Annotated in this window: 15 protein-coding genes and 1 pseudogene; 9 read left to right on the top strand and 7 right to left on the bottom strand. The window is 73.8% G+C overall.

Going from position 1 to position 16059, the window contains the following annotated elements:
• Nucleotides 1-7 precede the first annotated feature (7 nt).
• Both AB0L21_RS33835 and AB0L21_RS33830 read left to right on the top strand, forming a co-directional pair.
• On the top strand, nt 8-1207 hold the full coding sequence (locus AB0L21_RS33835) for an alanine racemase (protein WP_365788144.1): 1200 nt from the start codon (nt 8-10) through the stop codon (nt 1205-1207).
• Nucleotides 1208-1283: 76 nt separating this feature from the next.
• Nucleotides 1284-2267, top strand: a complete 984-nt coding sequence (locus tag AB0L21_RS33830; RefSeq protein ID WP_365788143.1) for a threo-3-hydroxy-L-aspartate ammonia-lyase — start codon at nt 1284-1286, stop codon at nt 2265-2267.
• Here the strand turns inward: AB0L21_RS33830 and AB0L21_RS33825 are convergent.
• From AB0L21_RS33825 to AB0L21_RS33815, 3 genes are all read right to left on the bottom strand, one after another.
• Nucleotides 2242-2856, bottom strand: coding sequence for a hypothetical protein (locus AB0L21_RS33825; protein ID WP_365788173.1), 615 nt, complete (start codon nt 2854-2856; stop codon nt 2242-2244). The two genes, AB0L21_RS33830 and AB0L21_RS33825, sit on opposite strands and share 26 nt — an antisense overlap.
• A gap of 87 nt (nt 2857-2943) precedes the next feature.
• Nucleotides 2944-4368 (bottom strand): phosphotransferase, encoded by a 1425-nt coding sequence (locus tag AB0L21_RS33820; protein ID WP_365788172.1) that lies wholly within the window; start codon nt 4366-4368, stop codon nt 2944-2946.
• A gap of 5 nt (nt 4369-4373) precedes the next feature.
• A complete protein-coding gene (locus tag AB0L21_RS33815; RefSeq protein WP_365788142.1) occupies nt 4374-4874 on the bottom strand; it encodes an NUDIX domain-containing protein in 501 nt (166 codons plus the stop codon).
• Nucleotides 4875-5184: 310 nt separating this feature from the next.
• Here AB0L21_RS33815 and AB0L21_RS33810 point away from each other — a divergent pair, with 310 nt between their 5' ends.
• On the top strand, nt 5185-6204 hold the full coding sequence (locus tag AB0L21_RS33810) for a sigma-70 family RNA polymerase sigma factor (protein ID WP_365788141.1): 1020 nt from the start codon (nt 5185-5187) through the stop codon (nt 6202-6204).
• 369 nt (nt 6205-6573) lie between these two features.
• Here the strand turns inward: AB0L21_RS33810 and AB0L21_RS33805 are convergent, their stop codons facing one another.
• Nucleotides 6574-8646 carry a SpoIIE family protein phosphatase gene (locus AB0L21_RS33805; RefSeq protein WP_365788140.1) on the bottom strand — a complete coding sequence of 691 codons (2073 nt, stop codon included), beginning with the start codon at nt 8644-8646 and terminating at the stop codon, nt 6574-6576.
• A gap of 89 nt (nt 8647-8735) precedes the next feature.
• Nucleotides 8736-9215, bottom strand: coding sequence for an ATP-binding protein (locus AB0L21_RS33800; protein ID WP_365788139.1), 480 nt, complete (start codon nt 9213-9215; stop codon nt 8736-8738).
• 324 nt (nt 9216-9539) lie between these two features.
• Here AB0L21_RS33800 and AB0L21_RS33795 point away from each other — a divergent pair, with 324 nt between their 5' ends.
• The 3 genes from AB0L21_RS33795 to AB0L21_RS33785 all read left to right on the top strand — a co-directional run bounded on the left by AB0L21_RS33795 (nt 9540) and on the right by AB0L21_RS33785 (nt 12695).
• Nucleotides 9540-10397, top strand: coding sequence for a hypothetical protein (locus tag AB0L21_RS33795; RefSeq protein ID WP_365788138.1), 858 nt, complete (start codon nt 9540-9542; stop codon nt 10395-10397).
• 283 nt (nt 10398-10680) lie between these two features.
• A complete protein-coding gene (locus AB0L21_RS33790) occupies nt 10681-11565 on the top strand; it encodes an endonuclease/exonuclease/phosphatase family protein (RefSeq protein ID WP_365788137.1) in 885 nt (294 codons plus the stop codon).
• 146 nt (nt 11566-11711) lie between these two features.
• Nucleotides 11712-12695 carry a peptidase gene (locus AB0L21_RS33785; RefSeq protein WP_365788136.1) on the top strand — a complete coding sequence of 328 codons (984 nt, stop codon included), beginning with the start codon at nt 11712-11714 and terminating at the stop codon, nt 12693-12695.
• Nucleotides 12696-12749: 54 nt separating this feature from the next.
• Here the strand turns inward: AB0L21_RS33785 and AB0L21_RS33780 are convergent.
• Both AB0L21_RS33780 and AB0L21_RS33775 read right to left on the bottom strand, forming a co-directional pair.
• Nucleotides 12750-13394, bottom strand: a pseudogene (locus AB0L21_RS33780) (MFS transporter); the annotation flags it as partial.
• A gap of 98 nt (nt 13395-13492) precedes the next feature.
• Entirely contained in the window at nt 13493-13891 is a 399-nt protein-coding gene (locus tag AB0L21_RS33775) for a hypothetical protein (protein ID WP_365788135.1), read from the bottom strand.
• Between the two features lie 264 nt (nt 13892-14155).
• Between AB0L21_RS33775 and AB0L21_RS33770 the strand changes: the two genes are divergently transcribed.
• From AB0L21_RS33770 to AB0L21_RS33760, 3 genes are all read left to right on the top strand, one after another.
• Complete coding sequence (locus AB0L21_RS33770; RefSeq protein WP_365710672.1) at nt 14156-14494, top strand: antibiotic biosynthesis monooxygenase family protein; 339 nt, start codon at nt 14156-14158, stop codon at nt 14492-14494.
• Entirely contained in the window at nt 14491-15378 is an 888-nt protein-coding gene (locus AB0L21_RS33765; protein ID WP_365788134.1) for an NAD(P)-dependent oxidoreductase, read from the top strand. Before AB0L21_RS33770 ends, AB0L21_RS33765 begins: the two co-directional genes overlap by 4 nt.
• Nucleotides 15375-16059 (top strand): amidohydrolase family protein (locus AB0L21_RS33760; protein WP_365788133.1); only part of this gene is annotated, 685 nt, incomplete at its 3' end. The genes AB0L21_RS33765 and AB0L21_RS33760, both read left to right, overlap by 4 nt.

Below are 16059 nucleotides of genomic sequence, written 5' to 3'. Positions count from 1 at the left end.
CCTGCCCATGACGACCGGGCCCGTCCCTGCTCCGTCCTCCCCCGCCGAGCCCTCCCGTGCCGCCCGCAGCCTGGCCGACCCCGACACCCCGTTCGCCGTGGTCGACGTGCACCGGGCTCGGCGCAACGCCGCCCGCCTGCGGGCGCGGGCGGACCGCCTCGGGGTCGCCCTGCGCCCCCATGTGAAGACGGCCAAGAGCCTGGACGCCGCCGCCCTCCTGCACGACGGCACCCCCGGCCCCGTCACCGTCTCCACGCTCGCCGAGGCCGAGGCGTTCGCCGACGCCGGCTATCGGGACATCACCTACGCCGTCGGCATCGAACCCCGCAAACTCCCGCGCGTCATCGCCCTGCTGCGCCGCGGTGTCACCCTGCGCGTCCTGCTGGACAGCACCGAGCAGGCGACGTTCGTCGCCGCGGCTGCGCGGGAGGCCGGCATCGCCCTTCCCGCCCAGATCGAGATCGACTGCGACGGCCACCGCGGCGGCCTCAGGCCCGACGCCCCCGGACTCACCGGAATCGCCGGCATCCTGCACGACGCGGGCTGCCTGGACGGCGTACTGACCCACGCGGGAGAGTCGTACTCCTGCTACACCGCCGGGGAACGGCGCACGGCGGCGCGGAACGAACGCGATGCCGCGGTCGCCGCGGCCGAGCGGCTCCGCTCGGCCGGCCTGCCCGTGACCACCGTCAGCGTGGGCTCCACCCCCACCGCCCACGCCGCCGACGACCTCACCGGAGTCACCGAACTCCGCGCGGGCAACTACGTCTTCTTCGACCTGGTGATGACCGGCCTCGGGGTCTGCGACCTGGACGACCTCGCCCTGTCGGTCGTGGTCACCGTCATCGGCCACCGTCCCGAGTACGGATGGGTCGTCACCGACGGCGGCTGGATGGCCATGTCCCGCGACCGCGGCACCGCCGTCCAGCCGCAGGACCAGGGCTACGGCCTGGTCACCGACCTGTCCGGCACGCTGCTCCCGCACCTGGTCATGACCGCCGCCAGCCAGGAACACGGCACCCTCACCGCCCGCGACGGCGCCGCCCTGCCCGACCTGCCCATCGGCACCCGCCTGCGCGTCCTGCCCAACCACGCCTGCGCCACCGCCGCCCAGCATCAGGGCTACCACGTCATCGACGGCTCCGGCGGCACGGAAGCGCCCACGCCCGGCATCGAGGCGTACTGGCCTCGCGTCTCCGGCTGGTGACCCCGCCCGCCACCCGTCTCCCCCGCACGTCTCCCCACCCGTCTCCCCGCCCGTCAAGGACACTTCGAGGACACCCATGGCCGCCACCGCACCACCCGTCACGTTCGCCGATGTCCGCGAGGCCGCCGTCCGCCTCGAAGGCATCGCCCACCGCACCCCGGTCCTCACCTCCCGCACGCTCGACTCCCTGGTCGGAGCGGAGGTGTTCATCAAGGCGGAGAACTTCCAGCGGATCGGCGCCTTCAAGTTCCGCGGCGCCTACAACGCCGCCGCCCAGCTGCCCCCGGACCAGCTGGCCAAGGGCATCGCGGCCTACTCCTCCGGCAACCACGCCCAGGCTGTCGCGCTGGCCGCCCGGGAACTGGGCACCACCGCCGTCATCCTGATGCCCGAGGACGCTCCCCGCTCCAAGCGGGAGGCGACCGCCGGATACGGGGCGGAGGTCGTCACCTACGACCGCTACACCCAGGACCGCACCGCGCTCGGCCACGCCCTGGCCGAGGACCGCGGCCTCGCCCTGATCCCGCCCTACGACCACCCCCACGTCATCGCCGGCCAGGGCACCGCCGCGCTGGAACTCCTGGAGGAGACCGGCCCGTTGGACGCTCTCCTCGTGCCCGTGGGCGGTGGCGGCCTCATCGCCGGCAGCGCCACCGCCGCCACGGCACTGCACCCGGGCATCCGCGTCATCGGCGTCGAGCCGGAGGCCGGCGACGACACGAAGCGCTCCCTGGAGACCGGCACACGGGTCACCGTCCCGGTCCCGCGCACCATCGCCGACGGACAGGCCCTGGCCACCCCGGGCGAGATCACCTTCCCCCTCAACCAGCGCCTGGTCGACTCCATCGCTCTCGTCAGCGACGCCGAGATCGTCACCGCGATGCGCTTCGCCTTCGAACGCCTGAAGATCGTCCTGGAGCCGAGCGGCGCCACGCCCCTGGCCGCCCTGCTGGCGGGACGCGTCGACGACCCGCCCCGGCGGATCGGCGTCATCGCGTCCGGCGGCAACATCGACGTGGACCGCTTCACCGCGCTCACGGCACGGCCGGACCCAGCGTGACGCGGGTGCAGTACTCGGTGCCGAGCGGGCGGTTCCGGGTTCCTCCGGAAGTCGGGAGAGGAGGCGGGCAGCGCGCGCTCTCCCTCCGCCTGGCCGGGGTGCGCCAGGATCGCGGCCCACGGCCTCGTCGAGCGGCACATCGCACCCACGGGACCGACCGGGAGCGAACGCGGGGCCCCGGTGGTCGGCACAGCCGGGCAGCCGCGGCGGCTCCCGGACGCCCAGGGCCGCCAGCGCGTCGGCGAGTTCGCCCGCGCGCGGACTGCCGGGCCCCATGTGGCCGTGACGACGGCTGCACGGACGCCCGCGCCGGCATGCCGGGCGAGCAGACCTCCGGTGAGAAGAGCGGCTCCCCGCTCATATCTCCCCCCCAGTCCCAGGTGTCGAAGTACTCGGCCACGCCCGTGCGGCGGGCCTTCGTCAGGGCGTTCAGCCGGGCGAAGTCCTGGGCCGGCATCAGTGGTCGCCCCGCCTCCAGCGGCAGCACGCGAGACGGCGGCCGGCAGCGGGGCGGGCCGGAGCCCTTGATGCCGGTTTCCTCATGGCACTCCCCCACTGCCGTCCCCCTGGGTCGCTCGCCGGGCTCCATCGTGCCGCCGGGCATCTGCCGCTGGTGCGCGGGGCTGTACAGGAGTCAATTGCTCGGCGTACTGCTCGGGCGGCACCCAGACACGGCTCACGGCGTCTCCTTTCCACCGGCACGCAGCCGGGCCAGGGTGCGTCGACCGCGCTCGACCAGCTCGGGGTCGCCGTGCGCGGCGCCGAACCGGATTCCGGACACGGCGTCCAGCGCCGAGTCGACCGTCAGGCGTTCCGCTTCGGCCGAGGTGAGCTGCCTGCCGTACCCGGCGAAGAACGCCTCCCGGAGGTCCGGGCGCCCGACCCACGCGTCGCCGAGCCGGACCAGGTCCCGTACGGCGGGACCGGGCTCACTGCGCTCGAAGTCGATCACTGCCAGGGAGCCGTCGTCGGCGCGCAGGAGGTTGCGGAGCTGAAGGTCACCGTGGGTCTCCACCCACTCCGGCGCCGGCAGTGTCGCCGCCCTGTCCAGCAGCGCGCGGACGAACTCCTCGTCGCCGGGCTGAAGGTGGGGCCGCGCCGCCGCGAGGTGGCGGTCGGCCTTCGCCACGGCCGGATCGGCTCCGGTGGGCGCGGGGCGTGCGGCTGCGCTGTCGTGGATCAGCCGGGCCAGTGCGCCCAGTCGGCGAAACGCCGTGCGCCCCTCCTCGGGCGAGAGGACCGCGCCGTGCAACGGGCGGCCGGGCACCGCCGTGACCACCACGGCCCGCAGCCCTTCGTCGGGCGCCACCAGCCGGGGTGCGGCGGCGCCCAGTGCCAGGGCCCAGGTGCGATAGGCCCGCACCTCCCGCGCGTGAAAGCGGTCGTTCTGATGGACCTTCACATACCAGGTCCCGCCGTGCGCGCCGCGCGCCCGCCAGACGCGGCTGTCCGCGCGCGCCCAGCCGGTGTCGGTCCAGGTGTCGATCCGGCCCACCGCGCGCTCGGTGAACTCCCTCACAGCGGCGTCCGGTCGGCCGGGCGGCGGGTCGGCGTCGACGCCGGGGACGACGTGGAGCCGGTCGGCGGCGGGTTCGTGGAAGATCGCGTCCCGCGGCTGCTGGAAGTGCACCGCGAGGCGGGCCCCGGCCGCGTACGCGTCGAGGCCTGCCTTGCAGTAGGCGACCGTCCGGGTGGGGAGGGCGTCGAGACGGACCCACGCCATCGCGTCGCACACCTCCGGTTCCGCGATCCGTGGCTCTCCCGTCCACCGGCGGACCTCGAAGAAGAAGCCGGTCCGGGAACGCCCGCCGGGGGCGCGGTGGTGCACGGTGACGGCGGCCCGGACGTCGGCCGGGTCGATGACGACACCGGTCTCCTCCCGCGCCTCGCGGACCAGGGCGGTGACGACGTCCTCGTGCGGTCCGTCCAGGTGCCCGGACGGCAGGTGCCACAGCCCGGCGGCGTAGACCGCGCCGGCCCGTCGGGACAGCAGGACCTCGGGTGCGCCGGCGGTGTCCCTCCGCAGGATGAGGTGGACGTCCAGCGGCTCCCGGTGCCGCTCGCGGCCGGAGCGGGTCGCCTGCGACCCGGCGGTGGTCATCTCCCTCACCAGCCCAGCTCCGTGTACGGCCGGCCGGCGCGGATCCCGTCGATCGCGGCCCGGGTGTAGGGGACGATCGGTTCCGGCAGGCTGTCCGGCGACCACCACTGCCAGGCCAGGCACTTGTCGGGCTCGCGCACCTCCGGGGTGCCCTGCCAGCGGCGTACGCGGAACACCAGTTGCATGCGCGGCGGTGAGCCGGGACCGTCGAGGAGGTGCACGGCGTGCGCGTACTCCGCGTCGGACGGGTCGATGACCAGCCCGGCCTCCTCGTAGGCTTCCCGGACGAGACAGCCGACGGCCGGTTCCCGCTCGCAGTGTCCCGCGAGGAAGTGCCAGGTCCGGCCGGCGTAGGCGGAGTCGGGGTGACGCAGCCCGAGCAGAACCCTGCCCTCCTCGTCCTCCAGGTAGAGGTGCACGCCGATCACCTGGAGCTGGGTCCGGGACGGCTGGTCGTCGGCTGCGGGGCGGGGCGTTTCCCTGCCGGTGCGAAGATTCCAGGTCACCGCGGTCCCCCTCGGCGGTCGTCCGGTGGCGTCGTCGGGTTCAACGACCGGGCCACGGTATCGAACACACGTTTTTCGGACGGACCGCGAACCGCCGTACGGAGCGGGTCCCGGAACATGCGGGGTGCACGGACCCTTGTCCGGCAAGAGCAGCGCCGAGGACGGGGTTGGCCGAAACGCCGCTGTCGCGGGGCGGTGGGCCGGCCACCGCGGGGCCCTCTGTGTCGTGGCCTTCCGCCCGGGTACCCGGCACCCCGCTGGAAGCCGAGAAGAAGAGTGAAGCGAGCGACAGAGTCGGAGGGCCGGAACCATGCCTGCGCCGGCACGATCCGCAGCGGCGGATTCCCGAGAGCGCCGCCGTGCCGCCGCCCGCTCCGCACGTCCGCGGAGCAGGGTGCCGGAGACCGGGGAGGAACCCGATCTGCTGGGCCAGTACCTGGCCCAGATCGCCGCGACCCCCCTGCTCACCGCCGAGGACGAGGTGCGGCTGGCCCGGCGCATCGAGGCCGGTGTGCACGCCACCGGGGAACTGGAACGGGCCGAGGCCGCCGAGAGCGACCTCGCCGCGCACCGGCGCCGGGAGCTGGAGGCGGCCGTACGGGAGGGCCTGCACGCCAAGGACCACATGATCCGGGCCAACCTGCGGCTCGTGGTGTCGATCGCCAAGCGGCACGCGCACCGGGGCGTGCCCCTGCTCGACGTCATCCAGGAGGGCAACCTCGGCCTCATCCGGGCCGTGGAGAAGTTCGACCACACCAAGGGCTTCAAGTTCTCCACGTACGCCACCTGGTGGATCCGTCAGGCGATAGAACGGGGCCTGGCCCAGCACGCCCGTGCCGTACGGCTGCCCATGCACGTCGTGGAGGAGCTGCAGAAGCTCGCGAAGGCCGAACGGCGGCTGTACCTGCGCCTCGGCCATGAGCCGACCGACGACGAGGTCGCCCGGGAGAGCGGATTCGACGAGGGGCGCGTCGTCTGGCTGCGCCGTGTCGGGCGGCAGACCCTCAGTCTCGACACGCCCGTGGACGACACCGGCGAGACCGTGGTCGGCGACCTCATCCCCGCCTCCGACGTGCTGCAGGCCCCGGAGGTGGCCGAGTACCGGGCGCTCGCCGAGGAGCTGAGGGACGCCCTGGGCACGCTGGCACCCCGTGAGGCCATGATCCTCAGCCTGCGGTACGGGCTGCACGACGGGCAGCCCCGCACGTTGCAGCAGGTGGCCGACCGGGTGGGACTCACCCGGGAGCGCGTCCGCCGGCTGGAGAAGGAGTCCCTCGGCCGGCTGCGGGCACCGGAGGCGGGCGAGCGCCTGCTGGAATGGGCGGGCTGACGGCACGAGCGCGTCCGGGGTGCGGGGGCCCGGTCCGGCGTACCAGACGGCGGGGCGGAGCCGGTCCTGCTGCGCGAGGACCGGGACGCACCGTCCGGAACCTTCCTGCACTGGCTCGTCACCGGCATCGATCCCCGAGCCGGGGGCGTCGCCGCGGCTGAGAGCCACTGGGCGGCCGACCGCATCGCCACGGCTTCGGGGAGCCGGGCGGGGGCGGCCCGCGGCCCCGGTCGGCGACGACGCCCACCGGTACGTCTTCCGGCTCCACGCCCTCCCCGCGCCGGTCTCGCTCCCGGACCGGGCGACCGCCCGGCACGCGCACGCCGTGCTCGACGCGCAGCAGCCGGCCGGCGGCGCGTGCCGAGGACTTCAGCCCTCCGCGCGGGCCACGAGCAGGGCCACGTCGTCGTCGCCTCCCGGGGGCCGGAGCCTCTCCAGGACCCGGTCGCAGGTCTCTGCGAGATCCTGGCCGGCTGTCGCGGTCAGGGCCTCGAGAAGGGTGCCGAGACGGGCGTCGATCGGGTCGCTGCGGGTTTCGACCAGGCCATCGGTGTAGAGAGCGAGTTGATCACCGGGGCGGAAGTCGAACGCCGTCGTCTCGAAGGCGGTGCCGCCGACACCCAGCGGCACGCCGGACGGAAGGTCGAGGAGCTGCGCCGGCCGGCCCGCCCGGACGAGGGCCGGGGGCAGATGACCGGCGAGGCTGATGCGGCACTGGCCCCGCTCGGGGTCGTACCGGCAGTAGGCGCAGGTGGCGATGGTGTGCTCGACGTCCTCGGTGAGACGATCGAGCTGCCGGAGCACCTCGGCCGGGTCGAGGTCGAGCCCGGCGAACGCGCGGGTGGCGCTGCGCAGTTGCCCCATGCTGGCGGCGGCGTTGATGCCGCTGCCCATCACGTCCCCGACGACCAGCGCGGTCCTGTCCCCCGGCAGGCGCATGGCGTCGAACCAGTCACCGCCGATCTCGCTGACGGCTCCGGCCGGCAGGTAGCGGCAGGCGATCGTCAGGCCGGGCAGCCGGGACGGCAGCTGCGGGAGCAGGCGGCGCTGGAGGGTGAGGGCGGTGTTGCGCGCGCTCTGGTACCAGCGCGCGTTGTCGATGCAGGTCGCGGCGCGGCCGGCCAGCTCGCAGGCGAGCAGCGTGTCGTCTTCGTCGAAGGGCGCGGGGGTGCCGACGCGTTCGAGGCTGAGGGCTCCCAGGACCTCTCCGCGGGCCAGGAGCGGCACGGCCAGGTAGGAGTGGACCCCCGTCGTCTCCGGGAGGGAGGCGGCCTCGCTGGTGCGGGCGATGTGCCGCAGGTCCTCTCGGGTGGTCTCGGCCACCAGTACGGGCCGGCGGGTGCGCACGCACTGGGTGAGCGGGCAGTCACTGTCGTAGGTGGCGACCTTGCCGGGCGGGTCGGCCAGGTGCGCCGCTTCGGACGCGTGGGCCGCGGCGGCGGCCACGACCCGGAAGCGGGCGGGACCGGTGACGGACGGGACGCGCCCGCGCAGGACGCTGTCGAGAACGTGGACGGAGGCGACGTCGGCCAGGTCCGGTACGACGACCCCGGCCAGTTCGTGCGCCGTCTGCTCCACGTCGAGGGTCGTACCGATCGAGGCGGAGGCGTTCGCGATGAGGGCCAGCCGGTTCCGGGCCCGGTTCGCGGCGATGGTCGCTTGGTGCCGCTCGGTGATGTCGATGACGGACGTGGCCACGCCGAGCACCCGGCCGGCGGCGTCCTCCAGCCGGTGGTACGACACCAACCAGGCGTGCTCGCGCTGCGGATCGGCGGTGGGACGGCCCACGACGTACCGGTCGGTGACCGGCTCGCCGGTCTCCAGGACCTGCCGCAGACGGCCCTCGACGGCCTCGCCGTCCAGGAAGGTCAGGACGTCGCGGACCCGTCGGCCGAGGTGTTCCGCGGCGGGGCGGCCGTGGATGCGTTCGAGGGCGGGGTTCACGGTCAGGTACCGCAGGTCGGGGTCCAGGATGGCCAGGCCGATCGGGGACTGGGTGACCAGGCGTGCCGAGAGGGCGACGCCCCGCTCCACCCGTGCCACGGTCGCCTGGTCCACGGCCAGGCCCAGGGCGTAGATGTCGCCGAGGTCGTCGAGCAGCCGCATGTTGCGGAACTCCACCAGCCGCGTACTGCCGTCCTTGTGCCGGACCGGGAAGGCCCCGGCCCAGTCGGTGCCGGACTCCATGACCTCGGCGAACAGCGCGATCACCTCGTCCCAGTGCTCCTGGTGGACCAGCAGCCGCGCCGCGAACCGGCCCAGCGCCTCGTCCGCGGTGTAACCGAACAGTTCCTCCGCCTGGGGGCTCCAGAAGACCACGCGCCCGTTCGTGTCCAGCACCACCGCGGCGACGCTCAGCAGATCGAGCAGGCCTGTGGGCGACGCGCCGACACCGGCCAGGGGCCGGCCCCGGCCGGGCCGGGAGACGTCCGTTCCACCCATACGCCGTTTCTCCTCTGCCACTCGGTCGGAGCACGCGCCGTGGCCCGTGGGAGCCACCGGGGACGAGGCCGGCGGCCGCGCACCGGTCCTCACCCCGGCGAGCGGCCGGCCACGTCTCCCCCGGGGTCGTCCGCCAGCATCACGGACGCGGTGATCCGCTTGCCGACCGGTTCCCGGTGCACCTCGAAGCCCTGGCACACGGCCATCACGATCTCAAGGCCATGCTGCCCCACCCGGCCCGGATCGGCGGCCTTGGCCACCGGCAGCACCGGCGCGGTGTCCCAGACCGTGATCCCGACGCTGTCCCCGGACAGCTCCAGATCGACCAGGCACGGCCCCGACGCGTGTTTACAGGCGTTGGTGACCAGCTCGCTGACCACCAGCCGGACCACGCCCATCGCCCGCTCCGACACCGGCAGGCCATGATCGGCCTGCACCCGGGTCAGGAACGCGCGCGCCAGGTCACGGGCCGCCGCGATGTCGGCGGGGGTGCCCTCGTACGCGGCCGAGGCCATGACGGGTCCGGCACGGTCCGTCCGCCGGTCCCCGGTCCGGGCAACCTCGTCCATACCCATCGCCCTCTGCCTGAGCGCCTGATCCCTACCTCGCGTGTACCCAGAAACGGCCGGTATCCGGCCTTGCCGGGGACGGCGAAGACATGAGCGACGCCGGCGTGGGCCCGCGCTGCGGTACCGGCCCGGCCGGAGACCGGGCCGTCAGGTGCGGCTACGGACGGCCCGGTGGTCAAGCGGCCCCCGGACAGGCATCATGCCGGGACGAGGCAGGCGGGCGGCGGGGGGCCGATGGTCGGCGGGGTACGGCGGGACGGGGACGGCGGCGGGCCGGCGGGACGGCAGCAGGCACGGGCCGAAGCGCTCCAGGAGGCTGACCGGTTGCCGCACGCAGCGACGGGCCGGGAGCCCGCCGAGGCGTGGAGTCCGGTGATCGACCGGGTGACCGGCGTCGAGGCCGCGTTGAGGGAACACGGGGAGGACCTCTCCGTCGTCCTCGTCCTCGTCCTCGTGGGTCCCGTGCTCGGCATGCGCGGCCCGAGCAGGGGTGACCGCGTGCCGTCCGGTTCCGGCGCGGAGGACCGGGCGGAGGCGTTACGGCGCCCGCGGTGGGCGGACCGGCAGGGGCCGCAGGACCACCTGCTCGTCGCAGCGGCCCGCATGGTGCTGGTCTTCCTGCTCGCGCCCTGGGCCCTGCCCCGCGCCGACGGTACCGGCACGGTGCGGAACGTGCTGCTCAGCCCCGGTCACGGGGAGGGTCTGCTGACCGAGTCGGTGCGCCGGGATCTCGGCGAGGCCAAGGAGATCGTCGGCCGGATCGCGGCGGCCCCGATCGACGCGGGGTTCCAGCAGCGGACCGCGGACGTCAAGCGGGTCATCGAGCGGATACCGGCTCCCGGCACGGCCCTGTTCGACACGCCGTGCCACACCCCGGCCGCCACCGCGGCGCCGCCGGCGGGGCAGATGCAGGCGCAGACGCGGACACAGCCGCGTCCGGTGGCGGACCGGCCGTCGACGCCGTGGACGACCCCGAGACCGCGCTGCTCGACGCCGTACGCGGCCTGGTGGCCCTCGCCGGTGCGCGCGGCACGGCGGCCTTCACCCGCATCCTGCTCCGGCTGTTCACCACCCTGCGGTCCGGGACCGGCGACCACCCGTACGAGGAGCTGCGACGGGACCCGCGGGCAGCGGCGCTGCCGCGCCGGGCCGCCGACGGCGGAGCGGCCGGCGGCGACCTGACTCTGCGGTCGCGCCACGCACTGCCACCGGACGCGCCCGAACGGGCCCGGGTCGCCAGGATGCACGCCTGTCTGCGCGCGCCGCCCAGCCGTGGATGCCCGGCCCCCATCGCCGGCTCCCGTTCGACCTGGACGAGCCGCTCCGCCACGAGGCCGCACGCCTCGGCCTCCACGGCGTTCATCACTGGCGGCCTTCACCCGCCAGGGCGACCCGGCGCCCGCACCGACGTGTTGAGGCGGAACACCGCCCGGCCGACCTACGAGGATCACCTCTGGAGGATTCAGTGGACCGCAATCCCCGACGCGCCGTTCTCCACGTACTGGCCGCCGTGTGCGCCGCCACCGCCGCGCTCGGCGCCGCGTCCCCCGGCGCGACCGCGGCGGACCGGGTGACCGGCGTCGAACCGGCCGCGTCCCGTGTGCCGTTGCGCGTGGCCACGTACAACATCCACGCCGGAGCCGGCCAGGACAACGTCTTCGACCTCGACCGCACGGCGACGGCGATCCGGGACCTGGACGCCGACGTGATCGCACTCCAGGAGGTCGACGTGCACTGGGGCGCCCGGAGCGACTTCACCGACGAGGCCCGGGAACTGGCCGGAAAGCTTCGGATGCGGGTCTTCTTCGCGCCGGTCTACGACCTCCCGCCGGCCACGCCCGGTGGGGAACGGCGGCAGTACGGCGTCGCGATACTGAGCCGCTGTCCGGTGCGGGGCGCGTGGAACCACGAGATCACCCGGCTGTCCACCCAGACGCCCGACCCTGTGCCGGCCCCCGCGCCGGGCTTCGCCGAGGTGGCGGTCAAGGTCCGGGGCACCTTGGTGCACGTGTACGCGACCCACCTGGACTACCGCGCGGACCCGTCGCTCCGGCGCGCCCAGGTCGACGACATGCTGGGCATCCTGGCCGAGGACTCCGGCCCGAAGGTGCTCCTCGGCGACTTCAACGCCGAGCCGGACGCTCCTGAACTGGCCCGGCTGTGGGGGCCGTTGGCCGATGCGGCGCCGAGCGGCGGCAAGACCTATCCGGCGGTGCACCCGGTCAAGCGCATCGACCTCGTGACGGTCTCACCGGACGTCACCGTCACGGGCACGCGCGAGTCCGATACCACGGCCTCCGACCACCGCCCGGTGGTCGCCGACCTCCTGCTGCACGGCCGGGGCCGCTGAACTCCCTGCAGCGGAACGGCTTTTACGCGCTCCTGACAATCCGTGATCCCCGTGGCACCCTGCTCACGCACGTCCGTCCGCACCGTTCTTCGTTCCCCCACCCTGCCCGGACCCGACCGGTCCGGGCACGGCAGAAGGAGACCTGCGTGAGACGCCATCGCACTGCCGCGGGCATTCTGTTGGCCGTCGGAGCCCTGTTCACCGGCGGCCTCGTCCAGGCCGGGACCGCCGGTGCCGCACCGGCCCCGACGCCCTCCGGTCCGACGGCCCCGGCCCACACCGCCTCGACGGCCGAACAGCACAAGGCCCGCGCCTTCTGGACCGCCGCGCGCATGCGCGGCGCCACCCCCCTCGACCTGCTGCTGCCCGAGCGGACCGCCAAGAGCCTCAAGGCCCCCAAGCCCCACGGGAGTCCGACCACCGTCGCCCCCACCGCCGCGCTCGCCTCCTTCCCACAGGCAGGTGGCCCCTGGGCCGGTGGCGGCGCCGTCGCCACCACGTCCGGCCGGGTGTTCTTCACCTTCCAGGGACGCACCGCCTCCTGCACCGGCAACGCCGTGACCAGTCAGAACGCCAGCACGGTCATCACGGCCGGGCACTGCGTGAAGTACCAGGGCAGCTGGCACACCAACTGGGTCTTCGTGCCGGGCTACGACAACGGCAACGCGCCCTACGGCCGGTGGACCGCGGCGAGGACGCTCACGACACCGCAGTGGGAGGCGAGCGAGGACATCAACTACGACGTCGGCGCCGCGGTCGTCAGCCCCCTGAACGGCAGGACGCTCACCTCGGTCGTCGGCGCCCAGGGCATCCAGTTCAACGGCGGCTACAACAAGCCGATGTACTCCTTCGGCTTCCCCGCCGCCTCGCCGTACGACGGCACGAAGCTGATCTATTGCAGTGGCAACAGCTCCAAGGACTTCCTCTTCTCGCAGGACCACAGCCTCGGGTGCGACATGACGGGCGGCTCCAGCGGCGGCCCCTGGTTCACCGGCTTCAGCGAGGCGACCGGCACCGGTCTGCAGGTCTCCGTGAACAGCTTCGGCTACACGTTCCTGCCCAACCGGATGTTCGGCCCGTACTTCGGCGACGTGGTCAAGGCCCTGTACGACAAGGCCCAGGCCTCCTAGGCCCTGTCGTCCGTGCGGCCCGGCCCTCCGGTCGTCCGACCCTCGCATGACGGCGAGCAGGAGGAGCGCGAGGGCCTGGACCGCGGTGACCACCGTGATCAGGAGCGGGACCGAGTAGCCGTACAGGGCACCGGTCAGCGCGCCGCCCACCAGGCTCGCACCGCCCACCACCCCGGCGAAGACGCCGTACGCCATCGCCCGGCGCGGCGAGGGCACCAGGTCCGCGACGGTCGCCCGGAGCGTGGACTCCTGGATGCCCGTCGCCGCGCCCCACACCAGCGATCCGGCCACGGCGGGGGTGACGGTGTGCGTGAACGCCAGTGCCGGTACGGCGGCGGCCAGCACGGGCAGCACCGCCAGCACCCGCGGGCCGGTCCGGTCGTAGAGCCAGCCGGTGGCGAGGGCAGCCACCGCGTCCACGGCCATGGCCGCCGCGTACAGCACCGGCACCCACGCCGTCGTCAGCAGGTGCCGTTGGACGAGGTGGTACGACAGCACACCGAAGGTGGTGAAGCCGGCCGTCGTGGTGGCGGTGAACGCCGCGTACGTCCAGAAGGCGGCCGGCAGACGGCCGGTGGGCACCGGGCCGTCCGGCGCGGCGGTCCGTGCCGTTGAACACCGAGGGGCGCCCTGTTCGGCGCCCACGAAGCAGGCAGGGTCAGCATGAGGAGGCCGAAGAGGACCGCCCCGGGGAGCCATCGCCTTCAGCGGCAGCTTGCGGGGACGGCGGGAGGGGCGGCTGTCGGCCGGGCGGCGGTCTGCGCCATGCCAGGACCGGACTGCGCACGGCCCGGGTCTCAGGGATCCGCGCGCCGCCGGGGCGGTGCGAAGGCGTACAGGTCGAGGATGTCCGGCAGGGGAGCCACGCCCGGGCCGCCGGCGCGCACCCAGGTGACGATGTCCTCGGTCGCGTCCGGGTCGTTGACGAGCCCCAGCCAGACCGGCCGCGCGCCGGCGGCCCGGCCGGCGGCCGAGGGCTGTACGACGATGACGTTGGCCTGGTCGCAGACGTCGAGGCAGTCGGAGACACGCACAGGCACCTCGGCCCGCAGCCGCGCGGTCTGCGCCGCGTGATCGACGCCGGTCACCTTGGGACTGCCGCAGCAGCAGTCCCGGCACACCACGACCCGGCACGGCGCCGCACCGGTTCCCTTCGCCGCCTCGCCTGCCGCTTCTTCCGCCGGCCTGTCGGGCACGCCGCGCCACTCCCCTCCCGGGGAGGTCCGCCCCGGTGTCACCTCAGAAGGTGATCATCCTTTCATCTCCGGCGACGCCGTCACCCGGCCGCCGTACGGAGGGTCACCCGTCGGCCGGAACGCCGTCAGTCACTCGAAATGACTAATGACGGAACGTGAACCCCTTGTGCCGACCGGCCTCTCCCCCGTTCGGAGTTGCAGCCGTACGAGGGACATGAGTCCGTTGGTGTCGTGTCCTGCCGGATCTCACTCAGGAGGAGACACATGGGCACCAACCACAACGGCCTGTCGGCCGGGAAGCTGAACGTCGTCTTCGCTGTCCGCGTGGTCGAGGGCGGCGAGCAGGGCTTCCTGGATCTGTACGAGCACCTCCGGAAGTCCGTGTCCAACACCCCCGGCCACATCGTCGAGCGGCTCGGAGAGCCCGTCGACGACTCCCGCCAGTGGGTGATCACCAGCGAGTGGCGGTCGGCCGAGGACTTCTTCGCCTGGCAGCAGAGCGAGGAGCACCAGGAGCTGGTGGCCCCGCTGCGCCAGTGGGTCGACCAGCGGCAGTCGATGCGGTTCCGGGTGATCAAGGAGACCAAGGGGGTGTCCGCATGACGGGCAGCGTCAACGGCCCCGTCGCCGTACTCGGCCTCGGCACGATGGGCGCCGGCCTGGCCGGTCGCCTCCTCGACCAGGGGATACCGGTCCGGGTCTGGAACCGTAACCCGCGGCGCACCGCGCCACTCGCCGAGGCGGGCGCCCACGCCGCCGCCCACCCCGCCGACGCCGTCGCGGGCACGAGCGCCGCCCTCTGCGTCGTGGCCGACGGCGAGGCCCTCGGCGCCGTGCTGCACGGGCCGCACGGCGTGCTGGCCGACGGCCCGTACCCCGGCGTCCTGATCTGCGCCAGCACCGTCGCCCCCGACGAGGTCGTGCAGATCGCCGGTGAGGCGCCCTCGGTCCTGGACGTCGGCATGCTCGGCAACCGCGACCACGCCCGCGACGGAGAGCTGCGGCTGTTCGCCGGCGGCGAGAAGCGTGTCTTCGACGCCGCCCGTCCGCTGCTGGACACCTTGAGCAAGGAGGTCGTCCATCTGGGCGCACTCGGGTCCGGCATGCGGATGAAACTGCTCCTCAACCTGCTGATGGGCATAGAGGTGCAGGCCCTGGCCGAGGCCACCGAACTGGCGGACGCCTGCGGCCTCGACCGGCAGCTGGTCCTCAAGACCATCGCGGGCAGCGGCTTCGCCTCGCCGGTCATGGCGTTCAAGTCCCGGCGCCTGGCCTCCGGCCGCTTCGACGAGCCGGACTTCCGGCTGCGGCTGATGGCGAAAGACCTCATGCTCGCTTCCAAGCAGGCAGCGACAGTCGGCCTGAGTCTGCCGTTGGCGACCGCCGCGGCGGAGACCCACGTCCGCGCCACCGAGCAAGGACTGGGCGACCAGGACTGTGCCGCGGTCACCCGCGCACTCGCACCGAAACCGGAAACCGACACGTGATCATCGACATCCACGGGCATCTGTCCCCACCGGAAGCGGCCGAACGCTTCCCCATGCCCCCGAGCCTGACCGACGTCGACGGCATGCTCGCCGCCCGCGCCGAGGCCGGGATCGACCTGACCATCATCGGCAGCCCCGTCGGGGCCGGCGCGATGGCGCGGGTGCCGGGCGTCGACAACTACGCCCAGCCCCGCGACCGGCTGCGTGGCTTCCACGCCTGGATGTCGGGGCTGATCCGCAGGTTCCCGGACCAGTTGCGCGGCTACGTGTACGCCAACCCGTTCGGCGACGACGATCACCTCGAAGGAGTCCGGGAGACCCTCGCGGACCCGGCCTTCGTCGGTCTGATCACCACGTCGAGCGTGCACGGCGAGCTGCTCGGCTCACCCCGCGCCGACTCCTTCTTCGCGCTGGCCGCGGAGGCGGGGGTGCCGGTACTGGTGCACGCCCCGGCCGAACCGGTCGGCACGGAACGGGTGGACGAGACCGGGTTCGTGGAGCAGATCGGCCGCTTCGGCGACGTCACGATGGGCATGGCCATGATCGCGTTCGCGGGATGGCTGGACAAATACCCGGGTCTGCGGTTGATCGGCGCGACCGGCGGCGGCGCGATGGCGCTGCTGCCGGAGCGCCTGCAGACGGCGGCGCGCCCCCGGCACTGGGCCGGGGGGGCGCCGCCCT

It is taken from the genome of Streptomyces sp. NPDC052721 (assembly GCF_040678315.1).
GTDB lineage: Bacteria > Actinomycetota > Actinomycetes > Streptomycetales > Streptomycetaceae > Streptomyces.
Note: the sequence above shows the minus strand (reverse complement) of the source record. Positions and strands in the feature narration are given on the sequence as shown.